This is a genomic window from Streptomyces sp. NPDC058086 (genome assembly GCF_042885015.1).
In the GTDB taxonomy this organism is placed as follows: Bacteria; Actinomycetota; Actinomycetes; order Streptomycetales; family Streptomycetaceae; genus Streptomyces.
The window spans coordinates 202770-222795 of sequence record NZ_JBHVST010000003.1 but is presented as its reverse complement, the minus strand read 5'-3'; the positions used below and the strand labels follow the sequence as shown (position 1 = coordinate 222795).

Here is a 20026-nt window from a genome sequence, read left to right as displayed (position 1 = left end):
GACGTGTCGTGATTCCTCATAGCGCTTGAAACTTATGAGATAAGTTGGTATGTGGCGCAGATGTGCACCGCTGATCGAAGGGATGGGTGATGGCGCAGAGGATGACCCGCCGTGGGCCGCTGACCAGGGAGGAGATTGTGCGTCAGGCCTTGGTGGTGGCCGAGACGGAGGGCATGGAGAAGCTGTCGCTGCACAAGATCGCGGCGGCGGTGGGGGTGCGGACCATGTCGCTGTACAACCATGTCGACGACAAGGCCGACGTGCTGGACGCCATGGCGGACGTGATCCTGAGCGGGATCCGGATCCCCGAGGCCGACGAGATGTCGTGGGAGGACGGGCTGCGAGCCCTCGCTCACTCTTTCCGTGCCGCCGCCCTGGAGTATCCCCGTTCCGCGTCCCTGGTACTGACCCGGCGCCTCAACGCGCCCGCAGCCATGCCGGTGGTGGAGGCCGCGCTGCGTTTCCTGAACCGCGCCGGCCTGGAAGGCGCCGACGCCGTGCATGTCCTGCGGGCCTTCATCGCCTTCCTGATCGGGACGCTCTCGCGAGAAGTCGGGTTCGCGCCGACGTACGCAGGCGCCATCCCGGGTGTGATCGCCATGCGCGAGCAGGAACTCGTCGACAGCGGGCTGTCCGCCGTGGCCGCCGCGGCAGCCGAACTGGCCGTGATCGACCACGAAGCGGAGATGGAGTTCGGCCTGGAGCTCCTCCTCGACGCGGTCCGCCGCCGCGCCGCAGCACCTTCCTGACCCCGGTGGGCCCGAGCCGTTCCTACCCGCGGCACGGACTTCCCCGACGTGCCTGGCCCATCGCCCGACCCGCCGGGAGCCGCGCCGTACGGCTTCGGCTCCCGACGGTGTACGGGCGGCTGGGTTGAACGGGCCGGTGGCTTCTTCCCACGTCGGCGGCATGAGCCTCACCCCACAGGCGCCGCACTCCGCTCGGCGTCCTTCCCCGCAGTGCGATCGGGGAGATTGGCACCCTCGATGTCGACATCGGGCAGGGCGCGGTCGAGCCGGCGGGGCAGGCTCCAGGCGCGGCGGCCGAGAAGGGCCATGGCGGCGGGCACGAGGGTCATCCGGACGACGAAGGCATCGATGAGGACACCGACGGCGAGCGCGAAGCCGATCGACTTGATGACCGGGTCCTCGTTGAAGATGAACCCGGCGAACACCGCGGCCATGATGAGCGCGGCGGCGCTCACGACGCGTCCGCTGCGGGCGACGCCGTGGACGACGGCCTGCTGCGGGTCAAGGGTGTTCTCGTGGTGCTCGCGCATGCGGCTGACCAGGAAGACCTCGTAGTCCATGGCGAGTCCGAACAGGACGCCGATCAGCAGGACGGGCAGGAAGCTGGCGATCGGAGCGGCCGACGGAATGGCGAGCGGGCCGTTGAGGTGGCCGTACTGGAACACCCAGACCGTGGTGCCCAGGGCGGCGGCCACGGAGAGCAGGAAGCCGACGGCCGCCTTGAGCGGGACCAGCAGGGAACGGAACGCGAGGGTGAGAAGGATCAGCGCCAGGATCACGATGATCGCGACGAAGCCGGGCAGGGCGCCGGAGAGCTTGTGTGCGACGTCGATGGCCGCCGCGGTCTGGCCGGCGATGTAGAGGGTGCCGCCGGCCTTGGCGACGGCCGGGGCGTTGTCGCGCAGCCGGTGCACCATGTCGGTGGTGGGCTGGGCGTCGGGTCCGGTCTTGGGTACGACGGCCATGACGACGAGGCTCTTGTCAGCGTTGGGCACCGGCCGGGAGACGGCCGCCACGTCGGAGTCCTTGGCCAGCGAAGAGCGCAGGTCCGTGACCGTGGCCGTGACGTCCGCGGCGGGTATGTCCTTCGTCTTGACGACGGCGACGAGGGTGGCGTTGAAGCCCGGGCCGAAGCCCTTCGCCAGCAGATCGTAGCTCTTGTGCTGGGTGCCGGCGGTGGGCTCGGAGGCGTAACTGGGCAGTCCGAGGCGCAGGTTGCGCGCGGGCAGGGCGAGTGCGAGCAGGGCGACCACACCCACCAGCAGGACGATCAGGGGTCGGCGGGTGACCATGCGCGCCCAGGCCAGGCCCCAGGCGCCGGGGACGCGCTCGCGGCGGCCGGGACGGGGGCGCTTGGCGCGAGGGCGCAGCCGCTCGCCGAACAGGCCGAGTACGGCCGGCACGAGGCTGACCGCGATGAGGACGGCGATCAGCACGGTGGCAGCGGCGGACAGGCCCATGACGGCCAGGAAGGGGATGCCGGTGGCGGACAGGGCGGCGAGGGCGATGATGACCGTCGCGCCGGCGAAGACGACCGCGCTGCCCGCCGTCGCCACGGCCCGCGCGATCGACTCTTCGGCGTCCATGTCGGGATCTGCGAGCTGTTCACGGTGGCGGGAGATGATGAACAGCGCGTAGTCGATGCCCACCGCCAGGCCGATCATGAGAGCGAGCACGGTGGACGTGCCGGTGATCTCCACCCACGTCGAGACGAACTTCACGCCCAGTACCCCGATGGCCACGCCCACCACGGCGGTCACCAGCGGCAGTCCGGCTGCCACCAGCGAGCCGAGGGTGAGGGCCAGGATGACGAGGGCGATCACGACGCCGACGAGTTCGGCCGGCCCGCCGACCTTGGTCTGAGGCTTCATGGCCGTCCCGCCGTACTCGACCTCCAGACCCGCGTTCCGCGCCCGGGCCATGGCGCTGCTCAGGGCGTCCTTGGCCTGCGGGGAGACGTCGGCGGCGGCCTGCCGGAAGCGGACGTCGGCATAGCCGATCCGTTTGTCGGCAGAGACCGTCCCGGTCTTGAAGGGGTTGGTGACCTGTATGACCCCGGAGATCCTGGCGGCTTTCCCCAGCCCTGTCTTGATGGCCGCTTCGGTCTTCGCCTCGGTCAGGGTGCTGCCCTTCGGCGCGGCGTACACGACGCGGATCACACCTCCCGAGGCGTCCGGGAACTTCTTCTCCAGGAGGTCCTGGGCCTTTTGGGACTCGATTCCCGGGACGGTGAAGTCCGAGGCCACCTTGCCGTGGATGGTGATGCCGAGGCCGCCGATCGCGGCGAGCAGGAGCAGCCAGACGCTGATGACCCGACCGCGGCGGGTCACCGCCAGCTGAGCCCATGCGTAGAGGCGAGACGCCATGTCCGCCTTCCCTTCGTCTTCCGATGTCCGTGGAACGCGTGGATCCCCTGGGTGCGATGAGCACACATGAGGGGGCCAAGCGCCTGCAGCCTAAGGCATAATTGCAGTCAACTGTAAATTGACTCTGCGTGGTAATATTTGGATATGGTGACTGACGGGGCACGGGACGGCCTCCGGGAGCGAAGCAAGGCGCGACGCAGGGAAGCGATCCTCCGGTCCGCGTATCGGCTCTTTGCCGAGCGTGGATTCGATGCGACGACGATCGCCGACATCGCCGAGGCGGCGGAGGTCTCACCGCGCACGGTCACGCTGTACTTCCCGTCCAAGCTGGAACTGGCGCTGGCCCGTTCCGACGCGCTCGCGGAACGCCTCGGAACGGCCCTGCGCGAGCGGCGGGAGGGCTGGCTGACCCTCGACGCGCTCGAGCACTGGCTGCGCGAGGAGATCGCCAACCGGAGTGACCTCGACGATTTGTCCGAGCGCATGTTCGAGCTGAATCCGCAGATCAGGGCCGTCAGTAACGGGCGCCTGGCGGAAGTCGTGCAGGAAGGCGCCCGCCTGTTCGCCGAAGAGAGCGGCAGCGCGCCGGGCGCCTTCGGGCCGCGCATGGTGGCGACCACCGCGGCGGCGATCGTCGGCGAGCTGTGTCACGACCCCGAGAGCGCCGACATCGACGGGGCCATGGCATTCCTGCGGGCCGGGGCCGCCACCCTGCTTCCTGCCGCGCCGGAAGCCGAAGTGGTGCCGGGAGCGACGGCCGGTCGCCCGCTGAGGGGCGACGCCGGCTGAACCGACCTCGGGCGGTTCAGCCGGGGTCACCCTGTTCGTCCCCTCAGCTGCGGGTCACAGCTCGTCGTTCGGGACGCCGCCCTGGCCGCCGAGGGCGGTCAACAGCAGCGAGGCCGCGGCCCGGGCACTGTTGATGACCTGGCCGTAGAGCGTCACACTGGCGCCCCCGTTGTTGCGGTAGATGCCGCTCACCCGGAACCAACTGCGCATCCTGGTCACGTTGTGGTCGGTCCGCGCGTACTGCTGGAAGTTCCTGGTGGTCCGGTAGGTGTTGGTGCTGATCGGGCCGGAGCGGGTTCCCTCCGAGACGGGGACGATGGATGAAGGACAGCATCCCGCGCGCCTGTTCGTCCCTGCCGTGGTCGGACGGGGTGCGCAGCACACCCACCGCGTTGTCGAAGGCTTCGGTACCGAGCGGGATTCCGGTGAGAGACCGGCCGGCCGGGAGAGGGCGTCGTATCCCTCGGGGAAACTGCCCGCGACCAGGGTGCTGGAACTGGTCGGCACGTTCTGGGTGAGGTTGTACGCCACCGCCCGGCCGTCGCCCCGGACGAAGTAGAACCGGACGATGTGCATGTCGCTGAGCCGGACCACGGCCTACACCGACCCGCCTGTCGTCGCCGTGACGACGTCGGCGAACTCCTGGGTCCGCCGGGTGTCGGTGGTGTCGACGGCGTGCCGCTGCTCGTCCGAGGCGACGATGCGGTCACGCGTGGCGCGGCCTTGTCACGGGCCTCGGCCCGGACGTTGCTGATCATCACCTGGTAGTCGGTCGCCCCGTCCGGCCCGTGGTCGAGCTTCCACGGAACCTGGTGGAAGGCGGCCGGTCTATCTTTCCAAGGGTGAGTACGGCGCTGCGCTCGGCGCCGGCCAAGGCGGGGAGGTGGCCGGCCCGTGCAGCGCGACCGCGCCGACCGGCGCGGCGCTGCCGCGCTCTCCGTCCCGGGGTCCTTCGGGGCCGGATGCGAGCCGCCGTCTGGCATCTCATGCACGGCGCCGAGGAGGGTTGCAAGACCTCCAGCGCGTCCGCACCCGGGTGCTGCGGACCATCCTGCGCCTTGGCGGACACCGTGCGGACGTGCATGCCCTCGCCGAGGCTGCGGCTCGGCACTCTGACGCCGTAGATCCCGTACAGGGTGCCGCTCGCGCCGTCGCGGAAGGCGCCGGTGTCCGTGCCGAGACCGATGACCAGCCGTTCCGGTTCGGCCGCGCGGCCGGCCCGACAGCGGGCAGGCCGAGCAAGGTGGCCATCACTGCCGTCACGGTGTCGTCGGCGGCCGCCGTACTTCTTCGTCGCACTGAGGTCTCCGTGGTGTCCGTGCGGGTGTGAAGGGGCGTGCGGGGACCAGGGGAGGGCCAGCCGTTGTGGGTGGGTCCAGTCGTCGAACCGGTTCGAATTTGGAGGGTGACGACTTGGCCGTACCGACGATCGGCCGGTCGTGGTCGGCACTCGGTACATGAGCGTCATGTCGAACCGGTTCGAGGAAGCTAGCACCGGGGAAAACGGCCAGCAATACCTCTGAACAGGTTTCCGAGGCGTTACGAAAGTTCGGTACGAAGCGTTGACACCCGTCCGGGTTGCTCCTAGCTTCACTTCACGCGAACCGGTTCGACAGTCGGTTCCGACCTTCATTCGTCCGCCGGGAGCATCGAACCGGTTCCAGCAGTACGAGCAAGGAGTCAGCCCGTGAACATCGGTGAGATCGCCAAGCGGGCCGGTGTCTCGCGGAGCACCGTGTCCTACGCGCTGAGTGGCAAGCGTCCCGTGTCGGACGACACCCGTCTGAAGATCCAGCGGGTCATCGACGAACTGGGCTACCGGCCCAACGCCAGTGCGCGAGCCCTGGCCAACGGCCGGACCAGCACTATTGGCCTGGTCTTCCCGCCGGCCGGAAACCACTACACAGGAATGCAGCTCGATTTCATCGGCAGCGTGGTGGAGGCCGCCGCGGCCTACGACTACGACGTGCTGCTCTCCCCAAGCGGCGTGGACAGCGACCGCTCGTTCCAGCGACTGCTGGGCGAGCGCCGGGTCGACGGCGCGATCCTGATGGAGATCAGGCTGGAGGACGACCGGGTCGACCACCTTGACGCGCTGGACTTCCCCTCAGTGGCCATCGGCCGTACCGCACAGCCGGAACGTGGCTGGTGGGTCGGCCTGGACCACACCGCGCTGGCGGAGGCGTGCGTCCACCACCTCGCCGACCTCGGCCACCGCCGGGTCGCCTTCGTCAACCGGCCCGAGCAGCTCCTGCGGGCCGGGTACGAGTCCGCCCAACGAGGGCTGGACGGGTTCACCAAGGCCGCGGCGGAGCGCGGGCTCACCGTCCGGACGTACTGCTGCGGGGACGACGCGGCCTCGGGCCAGGCCTGTCTGGAGCGGATCCTGTACGACGACCCGGCCACCACGGGCCTGGTCACGCTGAACGAGGCCGCGCTCGGCGGCCTGTACCGGGGGCTGACGCAGGCCGGCCGCCATGTACCGCGCGACTTCTCCGTCACGGGGGTCGTGGCCGGCCGGTGGGCGGAGACGGTGACTCCGCAGCTCACCGCGGCGGACGTGCCCGCGGCGGAAATGGGCCGACTCGCCGTCGACCTGCTCGTCGAGCGGCTCGACCACCCCGACGCGCCGCCCCGGCACCGGCTGCTCGCACCGCCGATCTCGTTGCGCTCCAGCACGGGGCCTGTCGGTCCCTCACTCGGCGGTGCGGTACCGGACGCGGGCCTCGACACGACCCCCTGACCCACTGATCCTCCACACCCCGCCACATCCCGCACGTCACCTCTCTCCCCCATCCAGCAGGGCCGCCCGGACAACTCGGCGGCCCCGCTCGGCAGGCCCCGACACCCTCACGCCACCCCTCCCCGGGCACACCTGTGCCAAAAACGAAGAGGACCGCGCCATGAACACATCCGCGAACACATCCGCGAACGCATCCGCCAGACGGCGCTTCACTGCCGTGGCCCTGACCGTCGTCGCCATCGCCACGGGCACCACGGCGTGCTCCTCCGGCGGAAGCGGCTCCTCGCAGGCGGAGGACAGCGGCACGTACACCATCTGGGACCCGTACCCGCAGTTCGACAAGAGCTCCGCGTGGGCGAAGCTGCTCGACGCCTGCGGTACCAAGGCCGGGGTGAAGATCAAGCGGACCGCGTTCGACACCAGCGACCTGGCGAACAAGGCGCTGCTGGCTGCCCAGCAGGACAACTCCGCGGACGTCCTCATCGTCGACAACCCGGTGGTGTCGACCCTGGCCGAGGCCGGCGTCCTCACCACGACCGAGGACAACAAGCTGGACACCTCGAAGGCGGACTCCAACCTCCTTGCGGCCGGACAGTCGGGCGGCAAGACGTACGGCACGCCGATCGGTGCCAACACCCTGGCCCTCTACTACAACAAGAAGGTGCTGAAGCAGGCCGGGGTGGACATAGCCTCGGTCAAGGACTGGAAGTCGTTGACGGCGGCGCTCGCGAAGGTCAAGAAGGCGGGCAAGAAGGGCATTACGTTCTCAGCGATCGGCACGGAGGAGGGCACCTTCCAGTTCCTGCCCTGGTACTGGGGATCGGGGGCCCAGCTGACCGTGCTCGACTCCGGGCAGGCCGTTTCCGCGCTGTCGCTGTGGAAGGACTGGCTGAAGAGCGGCTACGCCCCGAACTCGGTCCTCAACAACACGCAGACGACCAGCTGGCAGGAGTTCGCGAGCGGCGACTACGCGTTCAGCGAGAACGGCACCTGGCAGCTCGCCAACGCCGCGAAGGCCGGCTTCGAGTACGGGGTCATCCCCGTTCCCGCCGCCGACGGCGGCAACGCGGCCGCCCCGACCGGCGGTGAGTTCGTCACCATCCCGGTCCAGGGCGAGACCGACCGCTACGCGACGTCTCAGAAGATCGTGACCTGCCTGACCAGCACCGACAACCTCCTCAACACCGACACAACGCTGTCCTACGTGGCACCCACCACCGAGGTCCAGGACAAGCAGACCACGACGAACGCCGAGCTGAAGCCCTGGGTCGACGCGGTCAAGGCGGCCAAGGGACGCACCAGCGACGACCTGGGCACCAAATACCCGAAGATCTCCGAGCAGTTGTGGAAGGCGGTCCAGTCCGCTCTCAGCGGCTCGAAGTCGCCGAAGGACGCGCTGGCCGCAGCCCAGGCTGCCGTCAAGTGACAGTCCGCCGAGACTCGTTGATGAACCACCCGACACAGCTGCCCGACCGACCGACGGTGCGCGAACGGAACGAGGCGGCCACCCTGTCCCCGGCACGCCGTCGCCAGGTCTCCCCGCAGTGGGCCGCCTGGGCGTTCCTCGCCCCGGTGATCCTCTACCTCGTCCTCTTCTACGCCTATCCGCTCTATCGCAACCTCGATCTGAGCCTGCGCAACTACACGGTCCGTTCCTTCGTCCAGGGCGACGCCCCGTTCACGGGCCTGAGCAACTACCGGACCGTCTTCGACGACCCGACCTTCGCCCCCGCACTCGTGCACACCGTGGTGTTCACCGCCGTGTGCCTGCTCTTCCAGTACGCCATCGGCCTGGCTCTCGCGGTCTTCTTCAACCAGCACTTCCGGCTCTCCGCGACACTGCGTGCCCTGTTCCTGGTGCCCTGGCTGCTGCCGCTCATCGTGTCGGCATCCACCTGGTCGTGGATGCTCAACAGCGACTCCGGGGTCGTCAACGCCGCCCTGCACACCGTCGGCATCGGGCCGGTGAACTGGCTGACCTCGCCGGACTGGTCGCTGACGTCAGTGATCATCGCGAACACCTGGATCGGCGTCCCCTTCAACCTCGTAGTCCTCTACAGCGGTCTGCAGTCCATCCCCGCCGGCCTGTACGAGGCCGCCGCCCTCGACGGTGCGGGCGCCTGGCAGCGGTTCTGGCACATCACCTTCCCGCTGCTGCGCCCGGTCTCCGCCATCACTCTCCTCCTGGGCCTGGTCTACACACTCAAGGTCTTCGACATCATCTGGATCATGACCAAGGGCGGCCCGGCGGACTCGTCCACCACCTTCGCCACCTGGTCCTACCAGCTCGGCTTCGGCAATCTGCTCCCCGCCTTCGGCCCGGGCGCGGCCATCGGTAACCTGCTCGTCGTCGCGGCGCTGGTCTTCGGCCTGGTGTACGTCCGGGTCGAGCGAAAGCAGAGGACGTCATGAACCGCCGCACTCGTACGTGGTGGAAGACCGGCCTCGGCCTGCTGCTGACCGCGATCATGCTCTTCCCGGTCTACTGGATGCTGAACGTGTCCTTCACCCGCGACCAGGACATGCGTAAGTCGCCCCCGGACCTGTTCCCGGTCAACGGCACCCTGGAGGGCTACCGCGCCGTCCTGGACCAGCAGTTGCCCTACCTCGGCACCAGCCTCGTCATCGGTCTGGGCACCGTCGTGCTGACCGTGGCACTGGCCGCGCCCGCCGGTTTCGCACTGGCCAAGCTGCGCCCGCGCGGCGGCGGAATCCTGAACTTCGTCCTCCTGGCCGCCCAGATGATCCCCGGGATCATCATGGCGATGGGCTTCTACGCCATCTACCTCAGCCTCGGCCTCCTCCAGTCCGTGCCCGGTCTGATCGTCGCGGACTCGACCCTGGCCGTCCCCTTCGCCGTACTGATCTTCACCGCCTTCATGTCCGGTATCCCCGGCGAACTGCTCCAGGCCGCGAGGACTGACGGCGCCGGGACCCTGCGCACCTTCTGGTCCATCGTCCTGCCGATGAGCCGCAACGCGATCGTCACGGTGTCGCTCTTCGCGTTCCTGTGGTCCTGGTCCGACTTCGTCTTCGCCAGCACCCTCGCCAACGGCGGCGCACACGAACCCATCACCCTCGGCATCTACCACTACATCGGCAACAACAACCAGGAGTGGAACGCCATCATGGCCACCGCCGTCGTGGCCTCGCTGCCGACCGCGGTGATCCTCGTCCTCGCCCAGCGGTATGTCGCCGCGGGTGTCACGGCCGGCGCCGTCAAGGACTGACCTTCCGTCACATTTCTGCCGTGGCAACCCTATTGAGAAACGAGTCCCGCTTCCATGACCGCCGCCTCCTCCGGCCCGGCCTTCTCAGTCCTCGACATCCCGTTCAGCACGCACGGATCCTGGTTCGGCATCTCTCCCGTGCTCGCGGAGAAGACCCGCGCCGAGGACCTCCACCTCGTCTCGCACCAGAACGGCATGCACGCCGTCCTGCGCCTCGTCCCCCTCGACCCGGTGACGGGCGAGAGGGCCGAGGCCCGCGTAAAGGCGACACCGAGTCTGCTCAGCTGGACCGGTGACGGCGGGCGCGTCGACCTTGCCTACGAGTCGCCGGACACCGTGCGGCTGCGCGGCACCGGTCTCGGCCTGAGCATCAGTGCGGCAGCGCAGGTTCTGACTCCGTTCAGCGGCACCTACTTCTTCCACGACCCGGCGGCCGACGCGCACGTGTTCACCTCGTACGAGACCGGGCGCCGCTACCGGATCACCGTGCTGTCCGGCGCCTTGGCCGACGCCTCCGGCGCCCAGACCCTGGGCGGCTCCGACCGCGGTGTCACGATCACCGCAGCGGCCGACGGAGCCTGGGAGGCCGCCGTCGAGGAACTCGACACGGCGCGACCGCCGTACGTCTCCTCGGCGAGGTTCGACGAGGTGGTCACCACCGCGCGGCGCTCCTTCGCGGCGTTCGTCGACACGGTGGCGCCCTGGCGTTCGCCGGACACCCCGGCCGCCGAACTCGCCGCGTATGTGGTGTGGTCCGCGACTGTGCGCCCGGCGGGCCTGGTCACCCGGCCCGCCGTACTGATGTCCAAGCACTGGATGGACAAGGTCTGGAGCTGGGACCACTGCTTCAACGCCCTTGCCCTGGCCCCCGGTTCGCCCGAGCTGGCCCGGGACCAGTTCGCGCTGCCGTTCGACCACCAGGACGCCAGCGGGGCCCTGCCCGACTCGGTCACCCACTCCGAGGTCCTCTACAACTTCGTCAAACCGCCCATCCACGGCTGGGCCCTCGGTCATCTGCGCAGACGACTCCCCGAGCCGCTCGACGGGGCTGAACTGACTGAGACATACCGCAGGTTGGAACGGTGGACCGACTTCTGGCTCACCGCGCGGCGAGCCCCCGGCGCCACCCTTCCCCACTACCAGCACGGCAACGACAGCGGCTGGGACAACGCCACCACCTTCGACCCCGAGCGTGTCGTCGTCAGCGCCGATCTCGCCGCGTTCCTCGTTCTCCAGCTTCGTGAACTCGCACACGTAGCAACTGAGTTGGGGCAATTCGACGACGCCCGTCGCTGGACGCGCACGGCCGACGCGACCCAGGCGGCGATGCTCGACCAGTTGTGGACCGGCGACCGGTTCGTCGCCCGTGGTGTTCACAGCGGCGACACCTGGAGCAGTTCCAGCCTGCTCGACCTGGTGCCCATCGCGCTGGGCGAGCACCTACCGCAGGACGTGGCGGCGGCGCTGGCCGACCGGATCGATACACACCTGACCGATTACGGCCTGGCCACCGAACTGCCCGCCTCACCGCACTACCGCGACGACGGCTACTGGCGCGGCCCGATATGGGCCCCGGCCACCGTCCTGATCGAGGACGGCCTGCGCCGCGCCGGTCACCAGCGACTGGCGGACGAGATCAGCGCCCGCTTCCGGGCCCTGTGCGAGACCTCGGGTTTCGCGGAGAACTTCGACGCGCTGACCGGCACGGGCCTGCGCGACCGCGCCTACACCTGGACCGCCAGCAGCTACCTCCTCCTCGCCGAGGCCCACGAACTCCGGCGCGCCGAGACCGCCGAGGCCGTCGGCGGCTGACAGACCACCTGGGCGACTCGCGCCCAGGCAGCACCCCCTTCGGGAGACCCGCACCATGCGCATATCTCGCAACGCATCCTCGCCCCGACGTACCGGCAGACCAGGCCCCTGGGGAGGCCGTCGCCGCAGGACCGCGGTGATCACGGCCCTGCTCGCCTCGTTCGCCGCCGTCACCCTCCCCGGGACCGCGGCCCACGCCGCCGACACCTCCGTCACCGTCGACTTCTCCACAGCCGGGGGCGCCCCCACGTACCACGCCTCGGGGATGATCTACGGGATGACCCCGGACGGCTCGCTGCCCCAGGACCACTTCTTCACGGACATCAAGTGGCACTTCATGCGAGCCGGGGGCGCCCAGCTCAACAGCGGCGGCTACGCCACCAGCCTCGCCGACTACCAGACCCGCTGGGCCTCCACCCTCGCCCAGTACAAGCGCACCGCCGCCCTCGGCGGCACCTTCGTCCTCCTCCCGCACGACCTGTGGGGCGCCGACGGCACCACCAGCCAGGGCTGGCCCGGCGACAACGGCGACTGGACGCAATTCGACGCCTTCGTCACCCAGCTCATCGGTGACGTCAAGGCCAACAACATGACCGTCCAGTGGGACCTGTGGAACGAACCCGACGGCAGCGGCTTCTGGGGCGCGTCGCAGACGCAGTACCTGCAGATGCGGTCGCGCTTCTACGCCAAGGTACGCGCCGCTTTCCCCTCCCAGCTCATCGTCGGCCCCAGCATCGCCGGCCAGCCCAACTCCTCCAACAGCTGGTGGACGACCTATCTGACCTACGTCAAGGCCAACAACGTCGCCCCTGACATCTACAGCTGGCACGACGAACCCGGCGACCCCGCCACCGACGTCGGCCGCGCCAACTCCACCCTCGCCGCAGCCGGGTTGACCAACACCCGTGCCTACCAGATCAATGAGTACGCCACCCTGTCCATGCAGTCCCCGGGCGGCGGCGCCTGGTTCATCGGCCGCCTTGAACGGGCCGGCGCCGACGGCCTGCGCGGCAACTGGGCCTCCGGCACCGGCCTGCACGACAACGAGGCCAACCTCCTCACCAAGAACAGCGCCGGCCAGTACCTGCCGCTCGGCGAGTGGTTCATGTACCGCTACTACGGCTCCCAGACCGGCAACATCGTCAAGCTCACGCCCGGCAGCGGCACCGACGGCCTGGCCACCAAGGACAACTCCGCGGGCAACGCCAAGGTGCTGCTGGGCAGCAGCGGCAACACGGGCACTGTCACCGTCAACCTGACGGGGCTCAACACCACCTCCGTCGTGGAGAACAGCCAGGTCCGCGCCGTCGTCCAGCGCATCCCGTACAACAGCGGGGCCGCCGTGACCGGTCCGCAGACCATCGCCGACACCACCCTCACGGTCAGCGGCAACGCCGCCTCGGTGAGCCTTCCGTGGACGAACGCCAAGGACGGCTACACCGTCACCCTGCTGCCCCCGTCCAACACCGCCCTCTCCACGGTCGCCGTCAGCCAGAACAGCGGGCAGTGCCTGGACGACACCAACCTCAGCACCGCCAACGGCACCCAGTACCAGCAGTACTACTGCGAGGGCGGCTACCAGCAGATGCTCGACTTCAAGCCGGTCAGCGGCAAGACAAACACCTATACGGTCGTCAACGAGACCAGCGGCAAGTGCCTGGACGTCTCCGGTGCCTCCATCGACAACGGCGCAGCCGTCATCCAGTACACCTGCAACGGCGCCACCAACCAGCAGTTCATGCTCAACCCCGTCACCGCGCTCGGCAACAGCCAGGACTACCAACTCGTCGCTGTCCACAGCGACAAATGCGTCGACGTCAGCAATGTGTCGACCACCGCCGGCGCGAAGATCCACCAGTGGACCTGCGACGCGGCTAGGGTCTGTTGCGAAAGCGCGGGCCTCACCCACTCGTTGTAGGCAGCGACGAGTACGGTGGCTTCATGTCGGGCAGCGAACGCGTCGCACCGCGTTGCGACTGCGAGGTGGCGTCCGTCGACATGCGCCCAGCACAGTCCCCGACGACGTAGTGACTGCTGGAGGCCTCGTCAGCCACACCGCAGGGCGGCTGACGGCTGGCCGAGTGCACCGCTCGGCAGACTTGTCACATGCCCTCTGTAAGCTCGGGGCCATGAGCATCTCTCTCTACTACCGCGCGAGCAGGGCGGTGCCACTGACGGAGGCTGAGACAGCCGCCGTCGAGCGCATCGCTGCGGCCCGCATGTCGTCCTTCCCGTACCAGGACGAGGAAGACCTCTGCCTATACGACAGGGGCGATTGGAGCGAGCCGGACGAGATTGTGGCCGGGTCCACCAAATTGCCGCTCATCGAAAGCCGAGTGCTGCCCGTGATCGGCCATGTACTGGACTCTGTGACCGAGTTGCGCCGTGCTCTGCCAGGAGCCGAGTGGCACGTGCACATAGAGGACGTTGAGATCCCGTGGGACGAGGACGAGGGCTACGTCCTGCCCGGCATGCTTGAGGACGCAGTATCCGAGCTTGATGGCCCCTGAAAGGCCCAGTCACGAGTGGATCCGGACTGGCCCTCAAGGAAACGGCCTGCAACCACGCCTGGCACGGCCCGCCTCCGCTGGCCGTGGCGGTGGCCGGCAGTGGCCGTCCCAGCCCGTTCCACACACAGAGTTGCCGGTGCTCTCGCAGTAGCCGCAGCCCAGCACGAGGACCACCGACCATCACGCCGCGCAGATGGTTACAGCCACTCATTGATGGCCGCTACGAGGACGGTCGCCTCGTAGCGGACCGCCAACTTGTCGTACCTCGTGGCCACGGCCCGGTGCCTCTTGAGGCGATTGATGCCGCACTCGACCGCGTGCCGCTCGCGGTAGTCGACGGGGTCGAACTTCGGCGGCCGGCCACCGGACGAGCCGCGCTTCTTACGGTTGCGTGCCTGGTCAGCCTTGTCCGGGATGGTGCAGCGGATGCCGCGTCGCCGCAGGTAGGAGCGGTTTGCACGGGAGGCGTACGCCCTGTCCGCGCGGACCCGCCTCGGCCGGGTGCGGGGCCTGCCAGGACCGAGGCGAGGAACCCGCACGAGGCCCAGGACGACTTCGAACTGGGGGGAGTCACCCCGCTGCCCGGCCGTGATGACGACCGCCATGGGCTTTTGCCGCTGCTCCACAGCCAGGTGCAGCTTGGTGGTCAGGCCGCCGCGCGACCGGCCGAGTCCGTGGTCGGCCGGTTCGACCGCGACGCCTCCGGGCGGCTCCTTCTGCAGAGCCCCCCTTTCCGAGCCCCGGCGGCATGCTGGTGGGCTCGGACGATTGTCGAGTCGACGCTGAGGTCCCAGGTAATCAGGTCTTCGGCGTCGGCGCGGGCCTGCAATTCGGTGAAGATCCGATGCCAGGTGCCGTCCCGCTGCCAGCGCCGGAACAAGTCGTACACCCGGCCCCACGGCCCGTACTGCTGCGGCATGTCCCGCCACGGGACGCCGGTGCGGACCCGGAACCGTATGCCGTCGATCAGCTGCCGTCTTGTCCATATCGGCGGTCGGCCGGGCTTCTTGCCCTTGGGCAACAGCGGCTCCAGCACTGCCCATTGCTCGTCTGTCAGATCTCCACGCGCCACGAACCAAGATCATCTCACGACCAAGATCCACTTTCGCCACACGCCCTAGCGCGCTGAGCACCAAGAAGAACCAGATCTGGCGGCTGCTCGGCAAGGGCTGACCGCACGCTTCACGGATTCCCATCTGCTTCACGGGCCGACAGGCGTTGTTGTTGACCGTGCCGTCGTACGTATTGCCCAACCAGTTCTACGACTCGACCGTCCGTCGCCGGTCGCGACGAGCGGCCGGCCGCAGACCGGTCGGTACGGCACGTCCGGCACGTACGCCTTCCAGTCGGCCCGTGAAAGGCCGCCGAAGCCCATGCGTGTGCAGAGACGCTTCACCGCCTGTTCCGAGGAGATGGGATGGCTCGCCAGCGGGACGTGCGGACCGGAGACGTACAACGTGCCGTTGTCCCGGCTGAAGGAAAACGGAAAGGATCTCGTCGCCGGTCGTGGGGATCTCGCCGACCAGGAGCTGCTGGGCGGCGGTGTCCCAGAAACGGTGCCTGCCGCGACTTCGCGGGCCGACTGGCCTTCGCCGCAGGGGAGTTGGGCGCCGCCACACCGAGATTGCCCCGCTCGACGCGTACGTCGGCGCACTGCCCGTCGGCCCTCCCCTGATCGTCACGGCCGCCTCCTGCAACGGGCAGCTCACCGACGACGCGGCCGCCTTCGTACGGCGGCTGGAGACCGCCGAACCCGACACGGCGGACGGCGTCACCTACGCCGTCCTGGGCATCGGCGACCGCAACTGGGCAGCCTCCTACCAGCACATCCCCACCCTCATCGACCGACGGCTCGCCGAACTCGGCGGCACCCGGTTGCTGGAGCGCGCCGAGGGCGACGCGTCCGGTGATCTCGCGGGTGCCGTAAGGCAGTTCACGGACCGGATGTGCACCGCCCTCCTGAAGTGCGCCGGGGGACTCGGTGTCCGTCGGGGCGGCTGCCGCTGCCGTGGAGAGCTCCGGATATCTCGTGACCGAGGTGATCGGCGGCCCGCTGGACGCCTTGGCCGCCCGCCACGGCGTGACCGAGCTGAACGTCACTGAGGCCAGGAGCCTGAGCGAGCCCTCCTACCCGCGCGTCAAGCGGTTCGTGCGGGTGGTGCTCCCGCCGGGGCAGACCTACCGGACCGCGGACCACCTGGCTGTGCTGCCCGCCAACGATCCGGCCCTGGTCGAGCGGGCCGCCAAGCTGCTGGACGCCGACCTCGACACCGTCCTCAACATCGCGTCCACACGCCCCCGTCCGGACGGTTTCGTCCTCGACCTGCTCCCGCCGATCCGTCCGCGTACCTACTCGGTCTCCTCCTCGCAGTCCACCGCCTCGGGCCACGTGGACCTGATTGTCTCGTTGCTGGAGGCACCGGCCCGCTCGGGACGCGGAACCCACCCGGGCACCGGCTCCAGGCACCTGAACACCGTACGCGTCGGTGATGTCGTACTGGCCCGTCGCCAGCCCTGCCGCGAGGCCTTCCGCATCACGCATGACGACCGCACCCCGGTGATCGTGATCGCCGCCGGTACCGGGCTCGCTCCGTTCCGCGGAGCGATCGCCGACCGCCTTGGGCTCGCCGAGTCGGGAGCCCGACTCGCCCCGGCGCTCTGCTACTTCGGCTGCGACGCGCCCGACGCGGACTACCTGCTTGCCGAGGAGGCGGGAGCGAAGTCCAGCCGGCCCGCCTCCATCGGACGGATGAGCTGGGGCACCGCGGCCTCGTCGGAGCCGTAGGGGCCCAGGATCTGCAGCTCGCGGGCGCTGAACGCGGTGCTGTCGACGATGGTGACCGGGGTGCCGCTCAGCCCGACCAGGACCAGCTTCCCGGACCGGCCGAGCACGGACAGCGCCTGCTCGCGTACGGCGTCGACGCCGGCGAAGTCGAAGGCGAACTCGAAGCCCGTCGCGCTGCTCTGCCGTCTGGAGCACGATGCGGTCCCCGGCCGGGCTGGGTCCGGCGATGCTGCTGGCCACCTCGTGTTCCAGGACCGATGGCTCGGTGTGCTGCCCCAGCAGTCATCCGAACTCTCCCGAGAGCAGGTGCACGTCGGACACGCACACGCCCGCCGCCTCCACCTTGACCAGGACCTCTCCCGGGCCGGGGACGGGCCGGGGAACCTTCTCCACCCGCAGCTCACGGCTCGGGAAGTGCAGTCGTACCGCCCGCATGCTCGTCACGCCGACTCCTCCTCGCTACGCGCTCGTGCGCGCCTTCTCGTACAGGATCGGGTCGTGGGCGCTGATGATCGTGAGTTCGGGATCGGCGCGCCGGTACAGCTCGGCGAGGCGGGCGTGGTTGTCGCGGACCTTCTTCAGGTCGAAGCCGACGACGGTCTCCATGCCGCGCAGGGAGACGGGGACGGGGGAGCGGCCGTCGAGGGTGCCGTGGTGGTAGAAGGCGTCACCGGCGTGCAGCACCCAGCGCGTACCGGCGTCGACAGCCACGGCGGCGTGGCCGCGCGTGTGGCCGGGGAGAGCGATCAGGACGATGCCGGGAGCGATCGTGTCGAGTTCCTTGGCCGCTGCGAACCCGCGCCAATTCTCACCGTCGGGACGGTGCTCGACGAGCTTTGGGCCGTGTGCCCACTGCGCTGAGCTGTAGCGGATCCGCTCCCGCCAGGAGGGGGAATGGACGGCTCCGCGCGCCTCGTCCGCAGTGAGGTGGACCTGGGCGTGAGGGAAGTCGGAGAGGCCGCCGATGTGGTCGGCGTCGAAGTGGGTGAGCACGATGTGGCGGACGTCGTCCCGCCGGAATCCGAGCTTCTCGACCTGCCGGGCGGCGGTTTCGTCGGGGTCGAACACCGGCCGGACGAAGTGGCGTGCCGGTCCGACGCGCCGCTTGGGGTCGGCGATGTCGTCGAGGCCGTAGCCGGAGTCGACGAGGACCAGGCCGTTCGCGGTCTCGATCAGCAGGACGTGGCAGACGAGGCGGGCGCCGGGCGGCTGCATGGTGCCGCAGTTGAGGTGGTGGACTTTCATGGCGGGTTTCCTTGGAGGTGCGAGGGCGGGTGGCTGCTGATCGGCCCGGCCGCGGTCGCGCGTGGACGCCGACCGACACTTACGTCGTATGTTCACCTTCCCTCAAGTTAGACTTACGATATAAGTTCTGTCAATGCGCCAACCGCAGATGGGACGGTTCTCCGCTCGGGCATACGCTTCGAGAAGCAGTCGCTCCACAAGATCGCGGTGGCGGTCGGGGTGCGGACCATGTCGCTGTACAACTACGTCGACGACAAGGTCGACGACAAGACCGATGTGCTCGACGCCAAGGCGCACGTGATCCGGCAGGGCATCGAGATTCCCGACATGGACGCCATGTCCTGGCAGGACGGACTGCGCGGGCTCGCTGCGCCTTCCGCGTCGCCGCCCTGAAGTATCCGCACTCCGCGACCCTGGTTCTGCCTCGGCGTCTGAACGCCTCCGTCGCCATGCCGGTCGCCGAGGCCGCGCTGCGCGTGCCGGTCCGGGCCGGCCTGGAGGGAGCCGCCGCCGTGCACGTCCTGCGGGCCTTCATCGCCTTCCTGAACGGGACCCTCGCCCGTGAGGTCGGCTCGGCGCCTACCTACGCCGGTGCCATCCCGGGTGTCGTCGCCGGTCGGGAGCGGGACCTCGTCAAGAGCGGGTTGCCCGCAGTGGCAGCAGTGGCAGCAGTGGCAGCAGTGGCAGCCGTGGCGGCCGTGGCGGCCGACCTGGCGTTCTGCGATCACGAGGCCGAGATGGAGTTCGGGCTGGAACTCTTCGTCGACGGGGTGCGCCGCCGCGTCGACGCGGCGGGTTGAGCCACCGGAGCGTCCGGGTCAGGACGGCCAGGGGTCGGCCCGTTGACCCACCACGGGCAGGGCCAGGGCGACTCCCGTGCGTTCGGCCTTGCGGGTCAGGAAGCTCATGGTGGCCGTGAAGTCGTCGAAGAAGGCGGGGAAGGGCCGCAGCGGCCGGTCGAGGGGGCGGGTGAAGTCGTCCCAGTGAACGGGCACGACGCGCCGGGCGCCCGTACTCGTGACCAGCCGGTCCCAGTACTCCTCCCGGAATGCCTCGTCCTGCTTGCCGAGCGCGCCGATCCCCAGGAACACGGTGTCGGCGCGACGGCCGCCGAGAGCGCCGGGCAGGCTGTGGGCGCTGGCGTGGACGAGGAGTTCGCGTTCGCCGTGGCGGACATGGAGGGTGTAGCAGTCGCCGGTCCGATAGTCCGTGGCGCGGGCTGGAGGGCTCAGGGGGCGGTCGATCCGGCCGGGGGCCAGGTCGCCCGGGCTGTGCCGGGCGGGCAGGGCGGTGAGTGTGAAGCGCCCGATCGTGAACGGCTCGCCGGTGACGGCCAGTTGGAAGCGATCGTCGGGGAAGCCGTGCCCGGCGGCGATGTTGCGGGTCGAGGCGGAGCCGATGAGACGGGCGCCGGTGGCCGCGGCCACCTCGGGGGCGTCCAGGGCGTGGTCGTAGTGCGAGTGGACGACGAACACGGCGTCGAGGCGATCGATACCGGCCCGGCGCAGGGCCGCGGTGATGCGGGCGCGGTCGGGTCGCACCCGGCCGAACCGCACGCGCAGCAGTCCGGGACGGCTGAAGAACCCGTCGGTGAGGATCGCGGTGTCACCGTCGCCGATCAGGATCGTGGACACGCCGAGGAACACGGTGTGCGGCGTCCCCGGTCGCAGCGGCGCCGGTGGCTCGTACAGGTGCGTCCAGGGGGCGAGGCCGGGTGCGCGAAGGCCTTGCAGCACAGCCATCACGCCCGGTTTGCGGCGTTTGGTGTCTATCTCCATGCCTCTCCCTCGCCTTCCT

20 protein-coding genes are annotated in these 20026 nt (G+C 69.3%); 14 read left to right on the top strand and 6 right to left on the bottom strand.

All coding sequences use genetic code 11. From position 1 onward, the window contains the following. Positions 1 to 137: 137 nt before the first annotated feature. Positions 138 to 749, top strand: a complete 612-nt coding sequence (locus ACFVWD_RS03870; RefSeq protein WP_389593793.1) for a TetR/AcrR family transcriptional regulator C-terminal domain-containing protein — start codon at positions 138 to 140, stop codon at positions 747 to 749. A 167-nt stretch (positions 750 to 916) separates the two neighbouring features. On the opposite strand, the gene ACFVWD_RS03865 is transcribed toward ACFVWD_RS03870, so the two are convergent. Next, entirely contained in the window at positions 917 to 3115 is a 2199-nt protein-coding gene (locus ACFVWD_RS03865) for an MMPL family transporter (RefSeq protein WP_389593792.1), read from the bottom strand. 144 nt (positions 3116 to 3259) lie between these two features. On the opposite strand from ACFVWD_RS03865, the gene ACFVWD_RS03860 reads away from it, so the two are divergent. After that, on the top strand, positions 3260 to 3904 hold the full coding sequence (locus tag ACFVWD_RS03860) for a TetR/AcrR family transcriptional regulator (protein ID WP_389593791.1): 645 nt from the start codon (positions 3260 to 3262) through the stop codon (positions 3902 to 3904). A 54-nt stretch (positions 3905 to 3958) separates the two neighbouring features. Here ACFVWD_RS03860 and ACFVWD_RS03855 read toward each other — a convergent pair whose 3' ends face one another. Next, on the bottom strand, positions 3959 to 4480 hold the full coding sequence (locus ACFVWD_RS03855; protein WP_389593790.1) for a hypothetical protein: 522 nt from the start codon (positions 4478 to 4480) through the stop codon (positions 3959 to 3961). 430 nt (positions 4481 to 4910) lie between these two features. Here ACFVWD_RS03855 and ACFVWD_RS03850 point away from each other — a divergent pair, with 430 nt between their 5' ends. The 8 genes from ACFVWD_RS03850 (at position 4911) to ACFVWD_RS03815 (ending at position 14199) form a co-directional block, all read left to right on the top strand. After that, positions 4911 to 5234, top strand: coding sequence for a hypothetical protein (locus ACFVWD_RS03850; protein WP_389593789.1), 324 nt, complete (start codon positions 4911 to 4913; stop codon positions 5232 to 5234). 357 nt (positions 5235 to 5591) lie between these two features. Continuing rightward, on the top strand, positions 5592 to 6647 hold the full coding sequence (locus tag ACFVWD_RS03845) for a LacI family DNA-binding transcriptional regulator (protein WP_389593788.1): 1056 nt from the start codon (positions 5592 to 5594) through the stop codon (positions 6645 to 6647). Positions 6648 to 6807: 160 nt separating this feature from the next. Next, on the top strand, positions 6808 to 8073 hold the full coding sequence (locus tag ACFVWD_RS03840; RefSeq protein WP_389593787.1) for an extracellular solute-binding protein: 1266 nt from the start codon (positions 6808 to 6810) through the stop codon (positions 8071 to 8073). A 20-nt stretch (positions 8074 to 8093) separates the two neighbouring features. Then, positions 8094 to 9059 carry a carbohydrate ABC transporter permease gene (locus tag ACFVWD_RS03835; protein ID WP_389593786.1) on the top strand — a complete coding sequence of 322 codons (966 nt, stop codon included), beginning with the start codon at positions 8094 to 8096 and terminating at the stop codon, positions 9057 to 9059. Next, positions 9056 to 9877, top strand: coding sequence for a carbohydrate ABC transporter permease (locus ACFVWD_RS03830; RefSeq protein WP_389593785.1), 822 nt, complete (start codon positions 9056 to 9058; stop codon positions 9875 to 9877). The genes ACFVWD_RS03835 and ACFVWD_RS03830 overlap by 4 nt, the downstream gene beginning before the upstream one ends. A 54-nt stretch (positions 9878 to 9931) precedes the next feature. Further along, positions 9932 to 11689, top strand: coding sequence for an amylo-alpha-1,6-glucosidase (locus tag ACFVWD_RS03825; protein ID WP_389593784.1), 1758 nt, complete (start codon positions 9932 to 9934; stop codon positions 11687 to 11689). 136 nt (positions 11690 to 11825) lie between these two features. Continuing rightward, a complete protein-coding gene (locus ACFVWD_RS03820) occupies positions 11826 to 13607 on the top strand; it encodes an RICIN domain-containing protein (RefSeq protein ID WP_389593783.1) in 1782 nt (593 codons plus the stop codon). Positions 13608 to 13818: 211 nt separating this feature from the next. Continuing rightward, positions 13819 to 14199 (top strand): hypothetical protein, encoded by a 381-nt coding sequence (locus tag ACFVWD_RS03815; protein ID WP_389593782.1) that lies wholly within the window; start codon positions 13819 to 13821, stop codon positions 14197 to 14199. Positions 14200 to 14396: 197 nt separating this feature from the next. On the opposite strand, the gene ACFVWD_RS03810 is transcribed toward ACFVWD_RS03815, so the two are convergent. Further along, a protein-coding gene (locus tag ACFVWD_RS03810) for an IS5 family transposase (protein ID WP_389593781.1) occupies positions 14397 to 15271 on the bottom strand; the annotation gives its coding sequence in 2 pieces (ribosomal slippage) (positions 14397 to 14878 and positions 14878 to 15271; 876 coding nt in all). 470 nt (positions 15272 to 15741) lie between these two features. Between ACFVWD_RS03810 and ACFVWD_RS03805 the strand changes: the two genes are divergently transcribed. Together ACFVWD_RS03805 and ACFVWD_RS03800 are read left to right on the top strand one after the other, a co-directional pair. After that, positions 15742 to 16302 carry a flavodoxin domain-containing protein gene (locus ACFVWD_RS03805; protein ID WP_389593780.1) on the top strand — a complete coding sequence of 187 codons (561 nt, stop codon included), beginning with the start codon at positions 15742 to 15744 and terminating at the stop codon, positions 16300 to 16302. Beyond that, positions 16229 to 16984 (top strand): hypothetical protein, encoded by a 756-nt coding sequence (locus ACFVWD_RS03800; RefSeq protein WP_389593779.1) that lies wholly within the window; start codon positions 16229 to 16231, stop codon positions 16982 to 16984. Before ACFVWD_RS03805 ends, ACFVWD_RS03800 begins: the two co-directional genes overlap by 74 nt. A 282-nt stretch (positions 16985 to 17266) precedes the next feature. Here the strand turns inward: ACFVWD_RS03800 and ACFVWD_RS03795 are convergent, their stop codons facing one another. Together ACFVWD_RS03795 and ACFVWD_RS03790 are read right to left on the bottom strand one after the other, a co-directional pair. Beyond that, a complete protein-coding gene (locus ACFVWD_RS03795) occupies positions 17267 to 17419 on the bottom strand; it encodes an alcohol dehydrogenase catalytic domain-containing protein (RefSeq protein ID WP_389593847.1) in 153 nt (50 codons plus the stop codon). Between the two features lie 24 nt (positions 17420 to 17443). After that, a complete protein-coding gene (locus tag ACFVWD_RS03790) occupies positions 17444 to 18229 on the bottom strand; it encodes an MBL fold metallo-hydrolase (protein ID WP_389593778.1) in 786 nt (261 codons plus the stop codon). Between the two features lie 228 nt (positions 18230 to 18457). Here ACFVWD_RS03790 and ACFVWD_RS03785 point away from each other — a divergent pair, with 228 nt between their 5' ends. After that, positions 18458 to 18622, top strand: a complete 165-nt coding sequence (locus ACFVWD_RS03785) for a hypothetical protein (protein WP_389593850.1) — start codon at positions 18458 to 18460, stop codon at positions 18620 to 18622. Then, the gene (locus tag ACFVWD_RS03780) at positions 18571 to 19029 is read left to right on the top strand and encodes a TetR/AcrR family transcriptional regulator C-terminal domain-containing protein (protein WP_389593846.1); all 459 of its coding nucleotides are present in this window, start codon (positions 18571 to 18573) and stop codon (positions 19027 to 19029) included. Before ACFVWD_RS03785 ends, ACFVWD_RS03780 begins: the two co-directional genes overlap by 52 nt. Before the next feature lie 18 nt (positions 19030 to 19047). Here the strand turns inward: ACFVWD_RS03780 and ACFVWD_RS03775 are convergent, their stop codons facing one another. Beyond that, positions 19048 to 20007, bottom strand: a complete 960-nt coding sequence (locus ACFVWD_RS03775; protein ID WP_389593777.1) for an MBL fold metallo-hydrolase — start codon at positions 20005 to 20007, stop codon at positions 19048 to 19050. Positions 20008 to 20026: the final 19 nt, after the last annotated feature.

What these genes read in the sequence shown, in the direction of transcription:
- ACFVWD_RS03865 (WP_389593792.1), bottom strand. Translation starts at nt 3,115, where the DNA reads ATGGCGTCTCGCCTCTACGCATGGGCTCAGCTGGCGGTGACCCGCCGC.
- ACFVWD_RS03860 (WP_389593791.1), top strand. Translation starts at nt 3,260, where the DNA reads ATGGTGACTGACGGGGCACGGGACGGCCTCCGGGAGCGAAGCAAGGCG.
- ACFVWD_RS03855 (WP_389593790.1), bottom strand. Translation starts at nt 4,480, where the DNA reads ATGCACATCGTCCGGTTCTACTTCGTCCGGGGCGACGGCCGGGCGGTG.
- ACFVWD_RS03840 (WP_389593787.1), top strand. Translation starts at nt 6,808, where the DNA reads ATGAACACATCCGCGAACACATCCGCGAACGCATCCGCCAGACGGCGC.
- ACFVWD_RS03835 (WP_389593786.1), top strand. Translation starts at nt 8,094, where the DNA reads ATGAACCACCCGACACAGCTGCCCGACCGACCGACGGTGCGCGAACGG.
- ACFVWD_RS03830 (WP_389593785.1), top strand. Translation starts at nt 9,056, where the DNA reads ATGAACCGCCGCACTCGTACGTGGTGGAAGACCGGCCTCGGCCTGCTG.
- ACFVWD_RS03825 (WP_389593784.1), top strand. Translation starts at nt 9,932, where the DNA reads ATGACCGCCGCCTCCTCCGGCCCGGCCTTCTCAGTCCTCGACATCCCG.
- ACFVWD_RS03815 (WP_389593782.1), top strand. Translation starts at nt 13,819, where the DNA reads ATGAGCATCTCTCTCTACTACCGCGCGAGCAGGGCGGTGCCACTGACG.
- ACFVWD_RS03795 (WP_389593847.1), bottom strand. Translation starts at nt 17,419, where the DNA reads ATGCGGGCGGTACGACTGCACTTCCCGAGCCGTGAGCTGCGGGTGGAG.
- ACFVWD_RS03790 (WP_389593778.1), bottom strand. Translation starts at nt 18,229, where the DNA reads ATGAAAGTCCACCACCTCAACTGCGGCACCATGCAGCCGCCCGGCGCC.
- ACFVWD_RS03785 (WP_389593850.1), top strand. Translation starts at nt 18,458, where the DNA reads ATGTCGCTGTACAACTACGTCGACGACAAGGTCGACGACAAGACCGAT.
- ACFVWD_RS03775 (WP_389593777.1), bottom strand. Translation starts at nt 20,007, where the DNA reads ATGGAGATAGACACCAAACGCCGCAAACCGGGCGTGATGGCTGTGCTG.